The 18726-nt window shown below is 48.6% G+C and carries 11 protein-coding genes and 8 pseudogenes; 7 read left to right on the plus strand and 12 right to left on the minus strand.

The genetic code is table 11. The annotated features are described in order from the left end of the window. Positions 1–11: 11 nt before the first annotated feature. Positions 12–2056 (plus strand): annotated as a pseudogene (locus tag CGZ65_RS09535) (AsmA family protein). Positions 2057–2111: 55 nt separating this feature from the next. On the opposite strand, the pseudogene CGZ65_RS14270 reads toward CGZ65_RS09535, so the two are convergent. Then, positions 2112–2250, minus strand: a pseudogene (locus CGZ65_RS14270) (lipoprotein signal peptidase); the annotation flags it as partial. After that, positions 2183–2945: pseudogene (locus CGZ65_RS15365) on the minus strand (integrase core domain-containing protein); the annotation flags it as partial. The pseudogenes CGZ65_RS15365 and CGZ65_RS14270, both read right to left, overlap by 68 nt. 195 nt (positions 2946–3140) lie before the next feature. Here CGZ65_RS15365 and purN point away from each other — a divergent pair. Both purN and CGZ65_RS09550 read left to right on the plus strand, forming a co-directional pair. Further along, complete coding sequence (purN, locus tag CGZ65_RS09545) at positions 3141–3767, plus strand: phosphoribosylglycinamide formyltransferase (protein WP_096295648.1); 627 nt, start codon at positions 3141–3143, stop codon at positions 3765–3767. A gap of 14 nt (positions 3768–3781) precedes the next feature. Next, the gene (locus CGZ65_RS09550; RefSeq protein ID WP_096295649.1) at positions 3782–4456 is read left to right on the plus strand and encodes a DUF3108 domain-containing protein; all 675 of its coding nucleotides are present in this window, start codon (positions 3782–3784) and stop codon (positions 4454–4456) included. A 246-nt stretch (positions 4457–4702) separates the two neighbouring features. Here the strand turns inward: CGZ65_RS09550 and pgi are convergent. The 5 genes and pseudogenes from pgi to zwf all read right to left on the minus strand — a co-directional run bounded on the left by pgi (position 4703) and on the right by zwf (position 10573). Continuing rightward, positions 4703–6344: pseudogene (gene pgi, locus CGZ65_RS09555) on the minus strand (glucose-6-phosphate isomerase). A 6-nt stretch (positions 6345–6350) separates the two neighbouring features. Continuing rightward, on the minus strand, positions 6351–7199 hold the full coding sequence (locus tag CGZ65_RS09560) for an SIS domain-containing protein (protein WP_096295650.1): 849 nt from the start codon (positions 7197–7199) through the stop codon (positions 6351–6353). Between the two features lie 65 nt (positions 7200–7264). After that, positions 7265–8242, minus strand: a complete 978-nt coding sequence (locus tag CGZ65_RS09565; RefSeq protein WP_096295651.1) for a glucokinase — start codon at positions 8240–8242, stop codon at positions 7265–7267. Beyond that, positions 8223–8917: pseudogene (pgl, locus tag CGZ65_RS09570) on the minus strand (6-phosphogluconolactonase). Before pgl ends, CGZ65_RS09565 begins: the two are co-directional and overlap by 20 nt. A 212-nt stretch (positions 8918–9129) precedes the next feature. Continuing rightward, positions 9130–10573: pseudogene (gene zwf / locus CGZ65_RS09575) on the minus strand (glucose-6-phosphate dehydrogenase). Between the two features lie 454 nt (positions 10574–11027). Between zwf and edd the strand changes: the two are divergent. Beyond that, positions 11028–12863 (plus strand): phosphogluconate dehydratase, encoded by a 1836-nt coding sequence (gene edd / locus CGZ65_RS09580; RefSeq protein WP_096295652.1) that lies wholly within the window; start codon positions 11028–11030, stop codon positions 12861–12863. An 83-nt stretch (positions 12864–12946) separates the two neighbouring features. Continuing rightward, positions 12947–13581: pseudogene (locus CGZ65_RS09585) on the plus strand (bifunctional 4-hydroxy-2-oxoglutarate aldolase/2-dehydro-3-deoxy-phosphogluconate aldolase). Between the two features lie 281 nt (positions 13582–13862). On the opposite strand, the gene CGZ65_RS09590 reads toward CGZ65_RS09585, so the two are convergent. From CGZ65_RS09590 to CGZ65_RS09610, 5 genes and pseudogenes are all read right to left on the minus strand, one after another. Continuing rightward, positions 13863–14183, minus strand: a complete 321-nt coding sequence (locus CGZ65_RS09590) for a hypothetical protein (RefSeq protein WP_198345273.1) — start codon at positions 14181–14183, stop codon at positions 13863–13865. Between the two features lie 134 nt (positions 14184–14317). Then, positions 14318–14524: a DUF2788 domain-containing protein gene (locus CGZ65_RS09595; RefSeq protein ID WP_095502476.1), complete on the minus strand. Its 207-nt coding sequence runs from the start codon at positions 14522–14524 to the stop codon at positions 14318–14320. A gap of 82 nt (positions 14525–14606) precedes the next feature. After that, positions 14607–15776 (minus strand): O-succinylhomoserine sulfhydrylase, encoded by a 1170-nt coding sequence (metZ, locus tag CGZ65_RS09600; RefSeq protein ID WP_096295653.1) that lies wholly within the window; start codon positions 15774–15776, stop codon positions 14607–14609. A gap of 239 nt (positions 15777–16015) precedes the next feature. Further along, positions 16016–16503 (minus strand): annotated as a pseudogene (locus CGZ65_RS09605) (DUF3465 domain-containing protein). 5 nt (positions 16504–16508) lie between these two features. Next, positions 16509–17309: a hypothetical protein gene (locus CGZ65_RS09610; protein WP_096295654.1), complete on the minus strand. Its 801-nt coding sequence runs from the start codon at positions 17307–17309 to the stop codon at positions 16509–16511. Positions 17310–17395: 86 nt separating this feature from the next. On the opposite strand from CGZ65_RS09610, the gene CGZ65_RS09615 reads away from it, so the two are divergent. Continuing rightward, positions 17396–17647 carry an NGO1151 family protein gene (locus CGZ65_RS09615; RefSeq protein WP_096295655.1) on the plus strand — a complete coding sequence of 84 codons (252 nt, stop codon included), beginning with the start codon at positions 17396–17398 and terminating at the stop codon, positions 17645–17647. Positions 17648–17764: 117 nt separating this feature from the next. Continuing rightward, the gene (locus CGZ65_RS09620; protein ID WP_096295656.1) at positions 17765–18571 is read left to right on the plus strand and encodes a basic amino acid ABC transporter substrate-binding protein; all 807 of its coding nucleotides are present in this window, start codon (positions 17765–17767) and stop codon (positions 18569–18571) included. The last annotated feature ends 155 nt before the right edge of the window (positions 18572–18726 follow it).

Raw genomic sequence — 18726 nt, forward strand, 5'->3', positions numbered from 1 at the left:
CATCATTTTTGATGTTCGTCAGCCTATATGCATCGGTTTACCATTTTCTCAGCGCCGATCGCATTCACCAGTTTGCCCAAGAAAGCTTGGGACGAACCGAACGCAGTATCCGCTTCGATAAAAGCATCACGCGCAATCTGTTTCCGCGCCCAACCATTACCCTAAAAAACCTCATCATCAGCCGACCGCGCAGCACCGATACCGCCATTCATATCAGAGAAATGAAGATCGGGCTGGCTTGGCAAAGCTTATGGACGGATGGTCCGGTCATCGAAAAATGGGTGGTTTCCGGCGCCGATGCCACCTTGCAGCGTACACAAGACGGCAAATGGAGCTTGCAGGACATTTGGCAACAGCAAAGCCGTAACGCCAATCTTAACCGACTGATTATTGAAAACAGCTCCTTGCGTTTGCGCCTGATTAACGGCGAATACCTGATTGAACAATTCGGCCTCAATACCAAAGCACCCGACTCAGGCACGCGTGAATTCAGCGTCAGCGGTAATTTCAATCACAGCACAATCCCCGTTTCCTGGCAAGGTTCCGGCTTACTGGAAACCGCACCCAACGGCTGGAAAATCCCCACATTCCACTTGACTGGAGAAGGCCGTCTGAACGATGAAACCATTAAAGTCGTCGCCGATAGCGCGCTTACCTGGCTGCCGAAACAAAGCTCTTTGCAGGCGGATAACCTTGCTCTGCGTGCCGACAGCTCTTACCACGATTTCCACCTGACCGCGCAAGTGCCGCGCTTGACCTTCAATACCGACCATGTGTTTGTGGACACATTCAACAGCGCATTCACCGCCGGCAGCGAAGCCGAACAATGGAGCGGCTCGTTAAAATTGGATAAAGGCAAGCTGCTCGACGGCAAAGCTTTATTGGAAAGCTTCAAACTCAACGCCAACCACCGCACCGCGCAATGGCAAACCAATCTTTCCGTTTCCGGGCCTTTGGTTTGGCAAAAAACCGACGGCTTAAAATCAGATGCCCTCCACATTACGACCCTACAGGATACGGTTAACCGTGCGCCACGCCCACGCTACATCAGCTTGCTCGACGGTAGCTTCAGCATGACTGATTTACGTCATTGGCAAGGCAAATTCAACGGCTATTTCGACCGCCAACCCGCTGCGCTCAGCTTCAAATATAGCAATGAAGCCGGCGAAGTGCCTCTGTTTGAAGCCGGACTTGCGTTGCAAAAGCTCTCTCTGTCGCCCTACTGGGAAGATTTAGAAGCGCAATCGGGCAATATTTATCCCGAATTTCTCAACGACGACAGTCTGCCCAACATCGAAGCGCAAGTTAAAATCAACAACATGAATTTTCCAGGTTTAAAGTTGGATAATATCGAAACATTGATTTCAGCCAACCGCCAACACATCGCCTTCACCAATTTCAAAGCCGGTCTATACGGCGGTCAAACTGAGGGGGCATCAGCATGGCCAATACCGTACCGACTTCTTACCACTTGCAACAAAACGCGCGAGGCGTGCAAATCCGTCCTTTATTACAGGATTTATTCGGCTTCCACAGCTTCAGCGGCACCGGCGATGCGGTGATTGATCTGACATCCAAAGGCCAAGACCGCCGCAGCTTATTACAGCTTTTAGATGGCACGCTCAGCCTGAATGTTTCAAACGGCGCATGGCACGGCCTCGACATGAACAATATTCTGCAAAGCGGTAATATCAAAAAAGATACGGAAAACAACCTGCAAACGCCTTTTCACCACTTTTCGCTGCACAGCGTGATTGAAAAAGGCGTGAGCCGCCATATTAACACCGAATTATTATCCGACAGCGTGCGCGTCATCAGCAGCGGTTTCACCAATTTGGAAACGCAGGAATTGTCGGAAGAACTGCTCATCTACAATGCCCGCAATCCCGATTCGCGGCCCGTACCGTTAAAAATCAAAGGATCTGTGCATAACCCTTCGATTACCTTGGATTACGCGCAATTAACCGATGGTTTGGAAACGCCGCAAGAAAAACAAAAAGCTTTGGAAGATACGTTCCGCGAACAATGGAATTGGTTGATGCCAAAGCGCAAATAAAGATACACTGAGATAAGAAATAGCCGCGTTGTTTACATACAAGTTGGGAAAAATAAGCCTGAAACCTTTGCAAAACCGCCAGATGTGGATGCAGTTCAAGGCGTAGCGCAGCGAGTGCAGACATAGTCAGATAGATAGGCAAGCGAGCGAGCAGCGCTCAACGCAGAAATGTGCCGCAGATGGCGGTTTTGCAAAGGTCTCAGCCTGTAAAACCTTAAAAGGCGTATCAACCTTTCAAACCCTTATGCGGCTTAACCGTATTATAAAAATTCACAAAACGGCACAACTCCTTTTGCCGGTCTTCCGAATCTTTAAACACAAACTTATCATGCCACATTTCCATTAAGGTACGGATCACCCGTTCCGCTTTACCGTTCGTCTGCGGTCGGGCAATACGGGCAAACTTTTAACCGATATTGTTTTGCACACAGGCAACCGCAAACGGATGTGACGCATTGCCCCGGTATTCCATCCCATTATCCGAGTAGGTACACTCAATGGTATACGGACAGCAATCAATCACATCATGCAAAAGGAACTTGGCTGCACCGGCGGCAGTACGGTCAGGCAAAATGGCCGCATACAGTTCGCGGGAATAGTCATCAATGGCGACAAACAGGTAATCCCTCGGTTCGGTTGCTTTTTGATTCTGCAATAAGGGCAGCCGTTTGGTGTCGAAATGCACCATTTCGCCGGAGTACGGCTTATTGTAGCGCTTAGCCTGTTTCTTGAGCTTTTCTTCGATGGCTTTTTCAACTTTAGCCAAACGTTTCATGCCATATTTGGCTTGTTTGAAACGGTTGTTGGTGCTGTTTTGCGGTGCGGGAAGTTACAGCCGTGCGGCCTTAAGGATACGGTAAATGGTGACTCTGCTGACTTGGTATTGCCGGAGAGTATTGCCTTTCAAATAATGTAAACAACACTGGCTTTTCTTAAATCCATGCCGTCTGAAAAAAGTTTCAGACGGCCTTTCCCATATCATTTACAATATTAAATTTAAACTTAACGCCAGTTAAATCAGGCTAAAATGCTTGTCCTCATCTCTCATTGGCTTTAATTTAACCATGTACAGAAAGTCTATGTCATGAAAAACGTTGTTATTTTGATTTCAGGTCGCGGCAGCAATATGCAAGCCATTGTCAACGCCCAAATTCCCAACACCCGCATTGCCGCGGTATTGAGCAATAGCGAAAGCGCAGCCGGTTTGGCTTGGGCGGCAGAACTCGGCATTCCCACCGACAGCCTGAACCACAAATCGTTTGAATCACGTTTGGCTTTCGACCAAGCCATGATGGCAAAAATCGACGCTTATCAGCCCGATTTGGTAGTGTTGGCCGGTTTTATGCGCATTCTGACCCCTGAGTTTTGCGTGCATTACGAAGGCCGCCTGATGAACATTCACCCATCGATTCTGCCCTCGTTTACCGGTTTGCATACTCATGAACGCGCCTTGGAAGCCGGTTGCCGAGTGGCTGGTTGTACCATTCATTTCGTGACTGCCGAATTAGACTGCGGACCGATTATCGCCCAAGGCGTGGTGCCGATTTTGGATAACGATACCGCGGATGATGTGGCTGCACGCGTATTGTGCGTCGAGCATCAATTGTTCCCCAAAGCCGTAGCCGATTTTGTCGCAGGCCGTCTGAACATCCAAGGCAACCGTGTTTTAAATACCGACTCACAGCCTCAATCATCCGCATTGCTGGTTTAAGATTAGGAGAGAGAATGAAAAAAATCGCTACCCTTACTGCTTTATTAACCGCCGCTTTGGCCGCGCCTGGACTTATGGCTGCCGAATTGCCCAAATCGGCAACGTTACAATATTCCGGTAATTACAAGATCCCGGCAACAATGAACTTTACCCGCTCGGGTAATAGCTACAAAATCGTTTCGACCATCAAAGTACCGCTGTACCGCATCCGTTTTGAATCCGGCGGTACCATTTCGGGCGACACGCTGCAACCAAAATATTACAGAGAAACTCGCGACGGTAAGCTTTATACCGAGGTAACCTTCAATGGTGACAATGTGACTTACGGTAAAGCCGGCGACAAGAAAAGCAAAACCGTTTCCGGTACCACCATGGATTTGTTTACCCTAGCATGGCAATTGGCCGCAAATGATGCCCAATTGCCTCCTAACTTAAGCGTAACGAACGGTAAAAAAATTTATACGGTCAACAATATGACCAATGCAGGCACTTCCAGCTATAAATTTGGTGGTGGCTCCACACCTGTAACTAAATATGTAGTTCATCGCGGCGATGATACGATTAACTATTCGTTTGCTACCGAATTGAACAATATTCCGGCACAAATCGTCTATAAAGAAGACGACGGTAAATCATATAATCTTCGTCTGACTCGTTTGACTGTTGACGGCAAAACAGTCAAACCTTGATTGACATCACTTTGGTAAAAACCATGCCGTCTGAAAATTTCACACGGTATGGTTTTGTTTAGATGATCGATGAACCAGCACCTAATTTGACTCAATTAATTTTAAGAAGCCCGCAACCGCATATCAAGTGCAACATCCGCGGGTTTTGTTTTCAGCAATGTTCGTGTGCTGTTGCACTTGATATGTGAAATACAAGGCCGTCTGAAAATATTTTTTCAGACGGCCTCTTCTCAAATTTATAGTGAATTACTTATTGGTATTCAAATACAGATTAATCAAACGCTCGGTGGAGCTGTCGTGTTTTTGCGGTTCGCTCTCACCGGTCAGTTCTGCCAAAATGGTTTTGGCCAATTGTTTGCCTAACTCTACGCCCCATTGGTCAAAGCTGTTAATGCCCCAAATAGTGCCTTGAACGAAAGTTTTGTGTTCGTATAGAGCAATCAGGCTGCCCATATTGCGTGGGTTTACCTTATCCATCAAGATTAGGTTGGTCGGACGGTTTCCGGAGAAGGTTTTGTGCGGCACCAATTCTTCGACGCGATTCTCGTCCAAGCCTTGCGCCTGTAATTCGGCACGCGCTTCTTCGGGGTTTTTCCACGCATAAAGGCTTCTGCTTGTGCAAAGACATTGGCCAGCAAGATTTCGTGATGGCCGCGCAGATTACTGCGTTTTTCCAAAGAGGCAATCAGGTCAATCGGTGTGATGTGCGTGCCTTGATGCAGCAATTGGAAGAAGGCGTGTTGGCCGTTGATACCGGTCTCGCCCAAATAATCGGCGATGTCTCGTGTTGTACGGCTTGGCCGTCGAGTGTAACCTGTTTACCGTTGCTTTCCATGTCGAGCTGTTGGATAAACTTCGGCAGACGGTGCAAATGTTGGTCGTAAGGGGCGATAACATGGCTGCCGCCGCCGTAGTAATTGATGTACCAAATGCCGATCAAGGCTAAAATTACCGGCATATTGCGTTCCAGCGGTGTATTGTAGAAATGCTGGTCCATCAAGTGGGCGCCGTTGAGCATTTCGATGAAATTTTCTTCGCCCAAATACAGCATAATCGGCAAACCAATCGCCGACCACAGACTGTAGCGGCCGCCGACCCAATCCCAAAATTCAAACATATTGGCAGTGTCGATACCGAATTCGGCTACGGCTTTTTTGTTGGTCGATACGGCAACAAAGTGTTTTGCCACGACGCTTTCATCACCAGCATGCGCCAAGAACCATTCGCGCGCGGTCAAGGCGTTGGTAAGGGTTTCTTGGGTGGTAAAGGTTTTGGACGCAATGATGAACAACGTGGTTTCAGGATGCACTTTTTCCAATACATCGCGCAATTGTGAACCGTCAACGTTAGACACAAAATGCATGCGCATACGCGGATGCCCATATTGCTTCAGCGCGGTACACATCATCAACGGACCCAAATCCGAACCACCAATACCGATGTTCACCACATCGGTAATCACTTGATTGGTATAACCCAACCAATTGCCGCTGCGCACTTCATGCGCAAACTCACCCATGCGGTGCAATACATGGTTCACTTTCGGCATCACGTCTTCGCCATCCACCACAATCGGTGAATTGGTGCGGTTACGCAAAGCAATATGCAATACGGCGCGGTTTTCCGTTGAGTTGATTTTCTCGCCATGGAACATTTGCTTGATGCGTTCCGGCACACCGGCTTCGCGTGCCAAATCCAGCAATAAAGACAAGGTTTCATCGTTGATACGGTTTTTGGAATAATCCAGCGTCAAACCACCGACTTGTAACCAGTAACGTTCGGCACGTTGTGGGTCTTGCTCGAACATAGCACGCATGTGGTCAGTTTTGGTTTGATCGAAATGCTTCCACAATTTCGACCAGCTTGGTAGGTCGTGAAGGTGTCTCATAATTTTTTAGTCCTTATCATATTCAACGTGTTTATTGTGAATACTTCTTTTACTTTTTTGCAGTTGCAGGCTGGCCTGATCGCCCAAGCGCAAGGCCAAGCCGATGGCCAAAATGTCGATTACCGCCAATTGCAGCAGACGCGACACCATCGGCGTGTATAGCTCGGCGTTTTCCTGCGTAGCCACGCTCAACACGCAATCGGCCAATTGCGCCAACGGCGATTCGGCACGCGTGACTGCAATCACGGCTGCGCCGTTTTGCTTGGCAATACTGACCGCATCCAGTAATTCAATCGACGAACCGGTGTTGGAAATCGCCACCAGCACATCCTTATCTGTCAATACCGATGCTGCCATCAGTTGGGTGTGGGTGTCCACGTAGGCGACGGTTGAAATGCCGAAGCGGAAAAACTTATGCTGCGCATCCTGCGCGACAATGCCGGAACTACCTACGCCGTAAAACTCTACACGACGGGCATGCATCAAGGTCGCGATGGCATTTTCCAATTCCGCCTCTTTCAGGTAACGGCGTTCCCCCAATAAAGAAGCGGCCGCGTTGCCCAATACCTTTTCCACCACATTGTTCATGTCGTCATCGGCATTCAATTCTTCATGCACATAAGGCATGCCTTCGTGACCGATACTGGCCGACAAAGCCAATTTGAATTCCGGCAAGCCTTTATAGCCCAAACTGCGACAGAAACGGATCACCGTCGGCTGGCTGACCGAAGCACGCTCGGCAATTTCGGCCACCGCCGCATGCACAAACCATTTCGGCTCAGCCAAGGCAGATTCAGCGACTTTACGTTCCGCGCCCGATAAGTTCGGCAATGACTCACTGATTTTACTTAACATTATGGTAATCCCTCTCCGTTATCGCAATGTGACAGACTGTTTTTCTGCACTGCAAACTCATTTGCTTAAACTGTTTTCAAATGATTATCCAAAGCTGCAGCAGCACCGGTAATGCCGGGGAATTCACTCAACACGACATACACCGGAATCGCGGCTAAATAGGCTTCAAAACGGCCTTTGTTTTCAAAGCGGCTGCGAAATGAGGAATTTTTAAAATAATCCAACACACGCGGAATAATGCCGCCGCACAAATACACGCCGCCACGCGCGCCCAAAGTCAGCGCCAAATTGGAAGCAACCGTACCTAACATGGCGCAGAAAATATCCAAAGTTTGTCGGCACAAAGGCGATGAGCCGCTCAAGGCGCGTTCGGTAATTTCAGACGGCGTCAGTTTGCTTGGTTTGGCTTTTTCTTTGGCTGCCAAGGCTTCGTAAATCAAACTCAAGCCTGCGCCACTCAAGAAACGCTCGGCAGAAACATGGCCATACTTGTTTTTAGCGTATTGCCAAATGGTCACTTCCATATCATCAAACGGCGGAAAGCTGGTATGGCCGCCCTCGCCTGCCAATGCCACCCAACCGGCCGGGCTATAAACCAAGCCGCTCACGCCCAAACCTGTACCCGGACCGATTACGGCTTTAGGCTGTTTTTCAGCCGGCACTTGGCCGCCGATTTGCACCAAATCTTTGTCTTCGGTTTGAGTCACAGCCAAAGCTTGCGCGGTGAAGTCGTTCAGGAAAATCAATGTCTTCAAACCCAATGCCTGACGGGTGGTTTCAATGGAAAACGCCCAATGGTGATTCGTCATTTGCACCCAATCGCCGACAATCGGGTTGGCAATCGCCACCGCCGCATGGGCAACATTCGGTTGGCCGGTCAAGCGTAAGTATTCACGCGCAGCATCAACGATGGTGTCGTAATCCTTACACGGCAACACATGCGCTTGCTCGATTTGTTGCGGCGCCACTTCCAGCGCGAAACGGGCATTGGTGCCGCCGATATCGGCGACCAAACGTGGGTAATCAGTTGGTATAGAAGACATGGCAATCCACTCGTTCGTTATTCAAAATCAGGCTGATTGGATATTCGGTAGTCGGTTCTTCCGCCGCTTTATCAAACACGGCTTTTTTGTCTGCCCCCTGAATGGCCAAAAACACATTCAAGGTATTCAAAATTGCATCCAAGGTCATGCTCACACGTTCGTGCGGCGCAGTAACCGGTGTAGTGTGAATCAGGGTCAGGTTATTTTCCAGATTAATCGCGTCCGGCAATTGTGGCGCTTGCGGGAACAACGAAGCAGTATGACCGTCTCCGCCCATGCCCAACACCAGCACATCAGGATGCTTGTATTGTTTCAAAGCATAGTCCACCACAGCTTGTGATTGTAATTCAATTTCGGTTTTACCGTCTTCCACCATCGGAATCCACTGGGCCGCCGCCGCTTTGTTTTGCAATAAATGTCCGCGCACCAAGCGGGTATTGCTGTCGGGGTGAGTGGTCGGCACAATGCGCTCATCCACCAAGCCGATGCTCACATTGGCCCAATCTAAGTCTTTTTGCGACAAGGCCTCAAAAAAAGCAATCGGTGAACGGCCGCCGGATACCGCTAACACGGCATTACCTTTTCATTCAGGGCATTTTGCAATTCGATCGCCACCGCATCCGCTTGTGCGCGGGCGGCAACTGCTGCGTTTTCATATTCGTGCCAAGTAAACATCGTGCGCTCCTTTCGTTGTTCAGACGGCTTTCAGATAATCAGGCCGTCTGAAACATTTAAGTAGACTCTCAATTAAATCAAGATGGGTATAATTCTTTGCAAACGTTTCAGACGGCCTAATCAACACGCTCTTCTTTAAACCGTCTGAACGATTATCCCAACCGACAACTGTTTTCAGACGGCCTATTTATTTGAAGGCTGCCTAAACGATACTACTGCTCTTCGTGCCATTTATTGCCGTCACGCGCCAATAATTCACGCGCTGTTTCCGGCCCCATGAATGGGCAGCATAGCCGTGTGGCGCTTGGGTATTTTTCGCCCAGTTATCCAAAATCGGCATCACATATTCCCACGCGGCTTCCAATTCGTCACGACGGTTAAATAAGGCCAGATTACCGTTAATCACATCCAGCAGCAAACGTTCGTAAGCTTCCGGACGCCGGCCTGTCAATTGTTTGTCCAAATCGATGGTCATCGGTGTGACTTCTACATTATTGCCCGTGCCCGGTGTTTTCACTTGCACACACAAACGAACGGAATCAAACGGCTGCAACTCAATCACCAAGCGGTTGGCAAAAGGTTGGCTGCCCGGGAAAATGTGGCTGTCTAGATCACGGAAATTCAACACGATTTCCGCTACTTTATCGGCCATGCGTTTGCCGGTACGCAGATAAAACGGCACGCCCTGCCAACGCTCATTGTCAATCTCGGCTTTAATGGCGACATAAGTTTCAGTGAAGCTCTCAGCCGGGATATTCAATTCCTGCAGATAGCCTTTCATGTCGCGTGCTTCAGTGTATTGACCACGAACGACGTTTTCATTTACCGATTCAATCGTCAATGGTTTCAGTGATTTAATTACTTTTACTTTTTCATCGCGTACATCATCGGCATCCAAGCTTTTAGGCGGTTCCATGGCGGTCATGCACAACATCTGCATCAAGTGGTTTTGCACCATATCGCGTAAGGCGCCGGTGATGTCGTAAAACTCGCCGCGCTCTTCCACACCTAACTGCTCGGCGATAGTGAGTTGCACACTTTTAATATATTTATTGTTCCACATCGGCTCGAACATCACATTGGCAAAGCGCAAGGCCAACACATTTTGAAGGCTTTCTTTGCCCAGATAATGGTCAATACGGTAAATTTGTTCTTCTTTAAAGAAGCTGCCGACATCATTATTGATTTGTTGTGATGAGGCTAAATCGGTACCCAACGGTTTTTCCAATACCACGCGCACATTATCGGCATTCAAGCCCACTGCCGCCAGATTTTCACAGGCTTGGGCGAAGAATTTTGGCGCAGTCGAAAGATAAACCACCACACTTTCGGTTTCAGTGCGGGATTTGACTTTTCACCCAGCGCAGCAAAGTCTTCAGAACGGGTTACGTCAACGGTGAGATACTCGATGCGTTTGATAAAAGATGCCCATTGCTCATCCGAAAAATTTTGTTTCACATGAATTTTTGAATTGGTTTCCACCTTAGCCAAGAAGCTTTCAGTATCCATTTCGCTGCGGCTGACGCCCAAGATGCGGCCTTGCGGATTCAGCAATCCGGCCACATGTGCCTGATAAAGGCACGGAAGCAATTTGCGCATGGCCAAGTCGCCTGTTGCACCGAACAACACCAAATCAAAATTTGTTTGAGTACTCATTGTTTCATCTTTCATCAAGAGGAGGCTTAAATGCCATTTTTAAGAAATATTTTTTATAAACCCACAAACCTTAACGTGACAAATCCGCATAAAATCAGATACATTGTAAGCATATCGGAAAATTTAAATGCATATTGCCTGTTGAAAATCCAACGAAACCAGTAAATTAGTAGTAATACTACACATCGCTACAGGTTTTGTCTATCTTCATTTTCAGAATTTATTTGACTTAGTTTAAGTTTTTAACACATTCACGATTACAGTTTCTTACAATCAGACCAAACTAAGACTTGCATCAAATTTCATGCAGATAAGTCAGACCAACTGTAACAAAATTACAATATTTGTATTATAATGTTGACCATATTTATTTGCTTCAAACTTCCTTCAGACGGCCTCAACAAGCCGCCCACACAAAACCGAGTCGCATCGATCGACCAAAAAGGAGCCATACATGAGCCACACTCCTATCCATCCCAAACTCGCGGAAATTACCCGGCGCATCATCGACCGCAGCCAGACAACTCGCGCCAAATACTTAGCCAAAATCCGCGCCGCTAAACAACAAGGCCGTCTGGAGCGCAATCAATTGGGTTGCAGTAATCTTGCCCACGGCTATGCTTCTATGCCCAAAAGCATCAAAATCGAAATGCTCCAGGAAACAGTGCCGAACTTAGGCATCATTACCTCTTACAACGACATGGTGTCGGCGCACCAGCCATTTAAAGATTTCCCTGACTGGATTAAGGACGAAGTACAGAAACACGGCGCCACCGCACAAGTTGCCGGCGGCACACCGGCCATGTGTGACGGCATCACCCAAGGTTATGCCGGTATGGAATTATCTTTGTTCTCACGCGACGTGATTGCGATGAGTACGGCAGTAGGCATGTCGCATCAAATGTTCGACGGCGGCCTGTATATGGGCGTATGCGACAAAATCGTACCGGGTCTGATGATTGGCGCCTTGTCGTTCGGTCACGTTCCGGCGGTGTTTTTACCGGCGGGTCCCATGGCCAGCGGTATCAGCAATAAAGACAAAGCGCGGACACGCCAATTATTTGCCGAAGGTAAAGTCGGCCGCGATGCCTTGCTCGAAAGCGAAATGGGGTCTTACCACAGCCCCGGCACCTGCACCTTCTACGGTACGGCCAATTCCAACCAAATGATGATGGAAATGATGGGCATGCATTTACCGGCAGCTGCATTTGTGCATCCTTATACTGATTTGCGCGAAGCCCTCACCCGCTACGCCGCTGCCCATTTGGCACAAAGCATCCGCAACGGCACCGCCATGCCATTGGGTGAAATGCTGACGGAAAAATCATTCATCAACGCCCTGATCGGCCTGATGGCCACCGGCGGCTCGACCAATCACACCATGCATTTAGTCGCTATGGCGCGCGCAGCCGGTGTAATCCTGAATTGGGATGACTTTGACGAAATCTCTTCAATTATTCCATTGCTGATTCGTATTTACCCGAACGGCAAGGCCGACGTCAACCACTTTGCCGCAGCCGGCGGTTTGCCGTTTGTGATTCGCGAATTGCTGGATGCCGGTTTGCTGCATGACGATGTCGACACCGTAGTCGGCCGCGGCATGCGCCACTACACCCAAGAGCCGTTCTTGATTGATGGCAAACTGGAATGGCGCGAAGCCCTGACCGAAAGCGGCAACGACGACATTTTGCGCAAAATCAATAACCCATTCTCACCCGATGGTGGTTTGCGTCTGATGCAAGGCAACATCGGCCGCGGCGTGATTAAAGTATCTGCTATCCGCGAAGGCTGCCGCATCATCGAAGCACCGGCCATCGTGTTCAACGACCAGCGCGAAGTATTGGAAGCCTTCGACCGCGGCGAACTTGAACGCGACTTCGTGTGCGTGGTTCGTTATCAAGGTCCGCGCGCCAACGGTATGCCGGAATTGCACAAACTCACCCCGCCTTTGGGTATTTTGCAAGACCGCGGTTTCAGCGTTGCCCTGCTGACCGACGGCCGTATGTCGGGCGCATCGGGCAAAGTTCCGGCTGCCATTCACATGACACCGGAAGCTTTGATGGGCGGCGGCATCGGCAAAATCCGCACCGGCGATTTAATCCGTTTTGATTCAGTTACCGGCGAACTGAACGTCTTAACCAGCGAAGCCGAATGGGCAGCACGCGAAGTCGAGCAAATCGATTTGAGCGCCAACCAGCAAGGTTGCGGGCGAGAATTGTTTGCCAACTTCCGCAGCATGACCAGCTCGGCAGAAACCGGCGCCATGAGTTTCGGCGGCGAATTTGCCTGAATCTTTTTCAGACGGCCTGCTGATGAATCTTCAACGCCGTCTGAAACCTATTAACGAAGCGAACTTATTTTCAAGGAACAAACATGTCTGCAACACTCACCCCACGCGAAATCTTAAGTGCAGGTGCGGTTATCCCTGTGATGGCGATTGACGATTTATCTACGGCTGTTGACTTGGCACACGCCTTGGTTGAAGGCGGCATTCCCACGCTGGAAATTACTTTGCGCACACCGGTCGGCGTGGATGCCATCCGCCTGATCGCCAAAGAAGTGCCTAACGCCATCGTCGGCGCAGGCACGGTAACCAACCCGAGCAACTCAAAGCCGTGGAAGATGCCGGTGCACTCTTCGCCATCAGCCCGGGATTGCATGAAACCTTGGCTAAAGCCAGCCACCAAAGCAGCATTCCGCTGATTCCGGGCGTGGCGACACCGGGCGAAGTGCAATTGGCCTTGGAACACGGCATCGATACCTTGAAGCTGTTCCCCGCCGAAGTGGTTGGCGGCCAAGCGATGCTCAAAGCACTTTACGGACCTTATCCGGATATCCGCTTCTGCCCGACCGGCGGCATCACTTTGGAAAGCGCACCTGAATACTTGGCCTTGCCGAATGTATTGTGTGTCGGCGGCTCATGGCTGACTCCAAAAGAAGCAGTGCAAAATAAGGACTGGGATAGCATCACCCGCTTGGCAAAAGAAGCTGCGGCACTAAAATCTTAACCCCCCTATCAGAAACACCTAAAGCGAAGCCAGTGATTTTGGTTTGTATTATGATGCCCAACACCTCGGGATGACTTTTGAAAACCGAAATAATCCAATATGGTTTGGCCGTTATTACGGCATTTGTCTAACTCATAGCGGTCACTTACGTCGCATCATTTCCCAATGACCTCCATCCGCTCACTTGGATTTAAATTTTGAAAAATACGAGGCTTCCAAACAACAGGCCATCTGAAAATTCAGACGGCCTGTTTCATAATAATCATATTGTTTTATTTGATTTAGTCATATGTTTCACAACTAATATCACGGGGTTTGCAGAACATTTCATGATGTCGGGTCAAACACTGTTTGCGCACCTCCAATTTGGCACGCCCCAAACTACTATGTTCGCTTCGATAAGTTTGAGTAAACGGAGTCATACTACAAACATGCACTTTACCGTTATTTTTTACCAAACTGCGATCAACATCATGCACACCGATAACAACCGGAACTGGCTGAACAGCCACTCCTTCATAAACCGGAATGGCACAACCGCCCAAAGCCAACGTTGCCACCAATACGGCAGTAGCAGTATAGGCTGAATTAACGGTTTTCATATGAATGATTCCTTTCATTAACTCAATTTATTACCATTGGCAAATTTAACATTTAAATGATTTAAGGATTGTCATTATTTTTAAAAAACGGTTTAAACAATCAAAAAAACTTTAACTCATACTACCCGCTGCCATTACTTTGGCAGCACCAAAAAACTGATCAATAATTCTTTGAACAAAAAGCCAAACACACCCAAGCCCAACACTAAAAACAGCATGATCATGCCGAATTTTCCGGCTTTTGACTCTTTGCCTAAATTCCACACAATAAAACCAAGAAAAATCACCAATACTGTCAGGCAAATTTTCAATGCCCATGCGGAAAATACCGCCTCATCCATAACCACTCCTTATGATTCTCACCAATTTTTCAGACGGCGCCGTTGCTTACAAAAGGCCGTCTGAAACAGAATAATCCGCACGTCAAGCACGTAAAGCCTGATTCAAATCATCAATCAAATCATCAATATATTCGAGGCCGACCGACAAACGCACCAAGCCTTGGCGGATACCGGCGGCAAGCTTGTCTTCCGGCGACATACGCGCGTGGGTGGTTGTCCACGGATGGGTAATGGTCGAGCGTACATCACCTAAGTTGGCCGTACGTGAAAATACATTCACACTGTCAATCACCTTCCAAGCCGCATCTTGGCCGGCCAGTTCGAAACCGACCACAATGCCGCCGCCGTTTTGCTGGCGCTCAACCAGTTCGCGCTGCGGATGGTCGGGCAAACCGGCGTAATATACCGCATTCACCTGTGGTTGCTGTTGCAGCCATTGCGCCACCTTCAACGCATTGTCGAATTGTTTTTCCATGCGGATGGAAAGCGTTTCAATACCGCTCAACAATTCAAACGAATTAAACGGCGAAATCGCCAAACCGCAAGAGTTGGCATATACCGCCACCTGATTCATCAAGGCTTCCGAACCGGACAACACACCGCCTGCCACGCGGCCGTGGCCGTCAATCGCTTTGGTTGCGGATTGCACGGAAATGTCAGCACCGCATTGCAAAGGTTGTTGGCCGAATGGCGACATCAAACTGTTATCCACCACCAGTAAAGCTTCGTTTTCGTGTGCCAACGCCGCCAAGGCCGGCAAATCAGCGACTTCACTCAAAGGGTTAGACGGTGTTTCCAAAAAAAACAGCTTGGTGTTACCCTTTACTGCTGCACGCCATTCGGCCACATCAACGGTCGACACATAGCTTACCTCGATACCGAAGCGCTGCACCACGGTATCGATAAAACCGACGGTCGTACCGAACAAACCGCGGCTGCAAATCACATGGTCGCCCGCACTCAAAAAAGTTAAAAATGCCGCCTGAATCGCCGACATACCGCTCGATGTCGCCACTGCGCGCTCAGCGCCTTCCAAAGCCGCCACGCGTTTTTCAAAAGCAGCAGTGGTCGGGTTGGCAGTACGGGTGTAGGTGAATCCTTTTACCTTTTTGGAAAACAAATCCGCCGCGTGCGCCGCACTTTCCCACATAAAACTACTGGTTAAAAACAATGCTTGGTTGTGTTCGTTGTAAGCGGTTTGCTCTTTGCCGGCGCGGATGGCCAAGGTTTGCGGGTGAAGCTTTTTCATCATGGTTGAATCCTGAATGTCCAAGGCCGTCTGAAAACGGAAATAAAAAAAGCAGCGTTGCGTCTGCTGTATCGGCCTTCATGTAATGTATTAATATTTTGCGCCTATTTTCATTGGGTTTCAAGAACAAAAACCATGCAAAATAAGATAGTCATTATTAAGCTAAAACTAAGATTATCCGTTCTATTTTTGAATAACTCAGGCCGTCTGAAAGCAATATAATTTCAGACGGCCTTAAACAATCATTGGTAAATCTTGCCGTTGTGTTTCAACCAGCCGTCAATATGCCGACCGTTGGGGTCATGGTGCGTCCAATGAATCACGCCGCCTTGTTCCGACCATTCATACACGCCATAGAAGCGGACGGTATCGCCTTTTTTCAAGCCTTTGATTTTATCCGCCAAATCGATATTGTGTGCCACCAATAAGGTTTGGCCGCCGGATAATTTCAAAATAAAGCGTTGATGACTCGAACCTTTGTTGTCATCAGGCAAGGTTTTTTTACCACGCCCTCGCCTTCAATTTGCAGGTTGTTGCGTCGTTGTTCAAATGCGCGCTGCAACACGGCTTCGGCATTGGTGCTGCCCGTTGCACTGCCGGAACGTGTTTGATCTTGTGCAGACGGCCCTGACTGCGTTTGCCCCTGCTTCGGCTCTTGCGACGTATCCTGCCATTTCTGATAGCCGAAAAACGCCGCAGCGGCAACGACAATCCAAATCCATTTATTCATTCGGCTTACTTCTCACGCTTGTATTTCATTTCGTATTTCAAATCGGCCAGCACTTTTTTCACATTGTGATCGAGCAAATCCTCCACCAAAGCCGGCGCTTGTTCGTTTAAGGTTTGCTGCAAATTATAAGAGAGCAAAGCCATTTGTTTTTGCAGCGCCACGCGAATCATGCCGTTGACCGCATCGGTAACGTGCGGACGCATGCGCTTGATCAGGCGCTCGGCCAATTCTTGTTCGGAGATGCAAAACACTTCTCGGCGGCCGATGGCTTGCGGGTTCAATACATTGATGTTCACCACTACTTTTTGTTCGGGCACATCATCAAAGCCGTCTGAATGCTCGGTTTTATTCATATTTTCAGACGGCATGATGTCTTCGCTTTCGGTTTGCGGCTCGGGAAATTCAACGGTTTGGCGTTTCGGATTCAGCCACACGGTGCGGGTCGATTCGATGTGTTTCTCGGAAGCACGCATTTGCAACGCGTTTTGTGCGCTCAACCAGTTTTCCTGCAGTAGCACCATATCGTCAGTTTCGATGTCTTCATGCTGCGCTACTTCGGCATTGTGCTCTTCCTGCCATTTGCGCATGTATTCCCGCAATACCTTATCGCGCGATTTTTGGTCGAGTTCATAAGGTTTGTCGGCTTTGGCGGCAACATTTTGGCACGCATCTTTCGATTCGCGAATCAAGGGTGCGTGGGTGTAAGGCGCGTTAATCTGACGGGTTTGGCGCAATTGTTCCAACCGGCGCTCCCAGTTGAAATCGTTTTCCGTTTGTGATGAGGGATTTGGCTTTTTGGTATCCATTTTTATCTCGTTGCAATTTCCGTTTCGCAATCAAACCGCTTGATTTGCTATAATGCGACATTCTATCAGATTCCTAAGGAATAGACATGAGCGGCATTGAGCAACGATTAGAATTTTTGGAAGAGTCAAACGAAGTTTTGCGTATGCAGAATCACGTATTGGCAACCGCACTCAAAGGCTTGATTCGCGCCCTGCCCGGCGACACCGCTCAAGACGTGGTCGAATCCATCCAACTGGCCTTTGAAGATGCCTTGGCCGAACTCAGCTACCAAGACAGCCCGCACACAGATTTGTTCCACGATGTGACTTATGCCTTTTTCCGAGAAAAAGAGCGCTGATTCAAGCGGATAAACGGCAAAAAGTTTATGCTCCGCATTGCCCTGTCATGATAGACTTATGCTAAAATCGCGCTTTATTTTATTTAATTCCGATTCACCACACAGAGGAAACTCACCATGAACATGAAAAAATGGATGGCCGCAGCCATTGCCTGCTCGGCACTGACCTTGGTCGCATGCGGCGGCCAAAGCAAAGACACCACCGGCGCTGCACCTGCTGCTGCCGATCCAAATAAAGTATACCGCGTGGCCATGAATGCCGAATTCGCGCCATTCGAATCACGCGATGCCAACGGTAAAGTCGAAGGCTTCGACGTTGACTTGATGAATGTCATGGCCAAAGCCGGCAACTTCAAAATCGAATACAAACACCAGCCTTGGGAAAGCTTGTTCCCGGCGTTGAAAAATGGCGATGTGGACATCGTGATTTCGGGCGTAACCATCACCGATGAGCGTAAACAATCGATGGACTTTACTGATTCATATTTTGAAATTACCCAAGTGGTGTTGGTGCCGCAAGGTAAAACCATCTCCAATCCTGAAGACTTGAAAAACCTGAACAAAGTCGGCGTGGTAACCGGCCAAACTGGCGATTTCTCAGTATCTAAAATCTTAGGTAACGACAGCCCGAAAATCGCCCGCTTTGAAACCGTACCGTTGGTAGTCAAAGAATTGGAAAACGGCGGCTTGGATGCTGTGGTGAGTGACAGCGCTGTCATTGCCAACTATGTGAAAAACAATCCGACCAAAGGCATGGATTTTGTTACCCTGCCTGATTTCACTGTTGAAAACTACGGCATTGCTACCCGAAAAGGCGACGAAGCGACTGTTCAAATGCTGAACGACGCGCTGAAAAAAGTACGCGAGAGCGGCGAATACGATCAAATCAAAGCCAAATATTTTGCTGACGAAGCGAAGAAATAATTTGATTTAATGCGGTAAAATATAAATAAGGCCGTCTGAAATATAATATTTCAGACGGCCTTATTATTATTGCAAAATCGCTTAAGGTAAAATCAGAAGCAAATGGCATTTTCTGATAAACAGAGACTTTTGCAAAACCCATCTGAATACCAGAA

Source organism: Neisseria weixii, assembly GCF_002327085.1.
Taxonomy (GTDB): domain Bacteria; phylum Pseudomonadota; class Gammaproteobacteria; order Burkholderiales; family Neisseriaceae; genus Neisseria; species Neisseria weixii.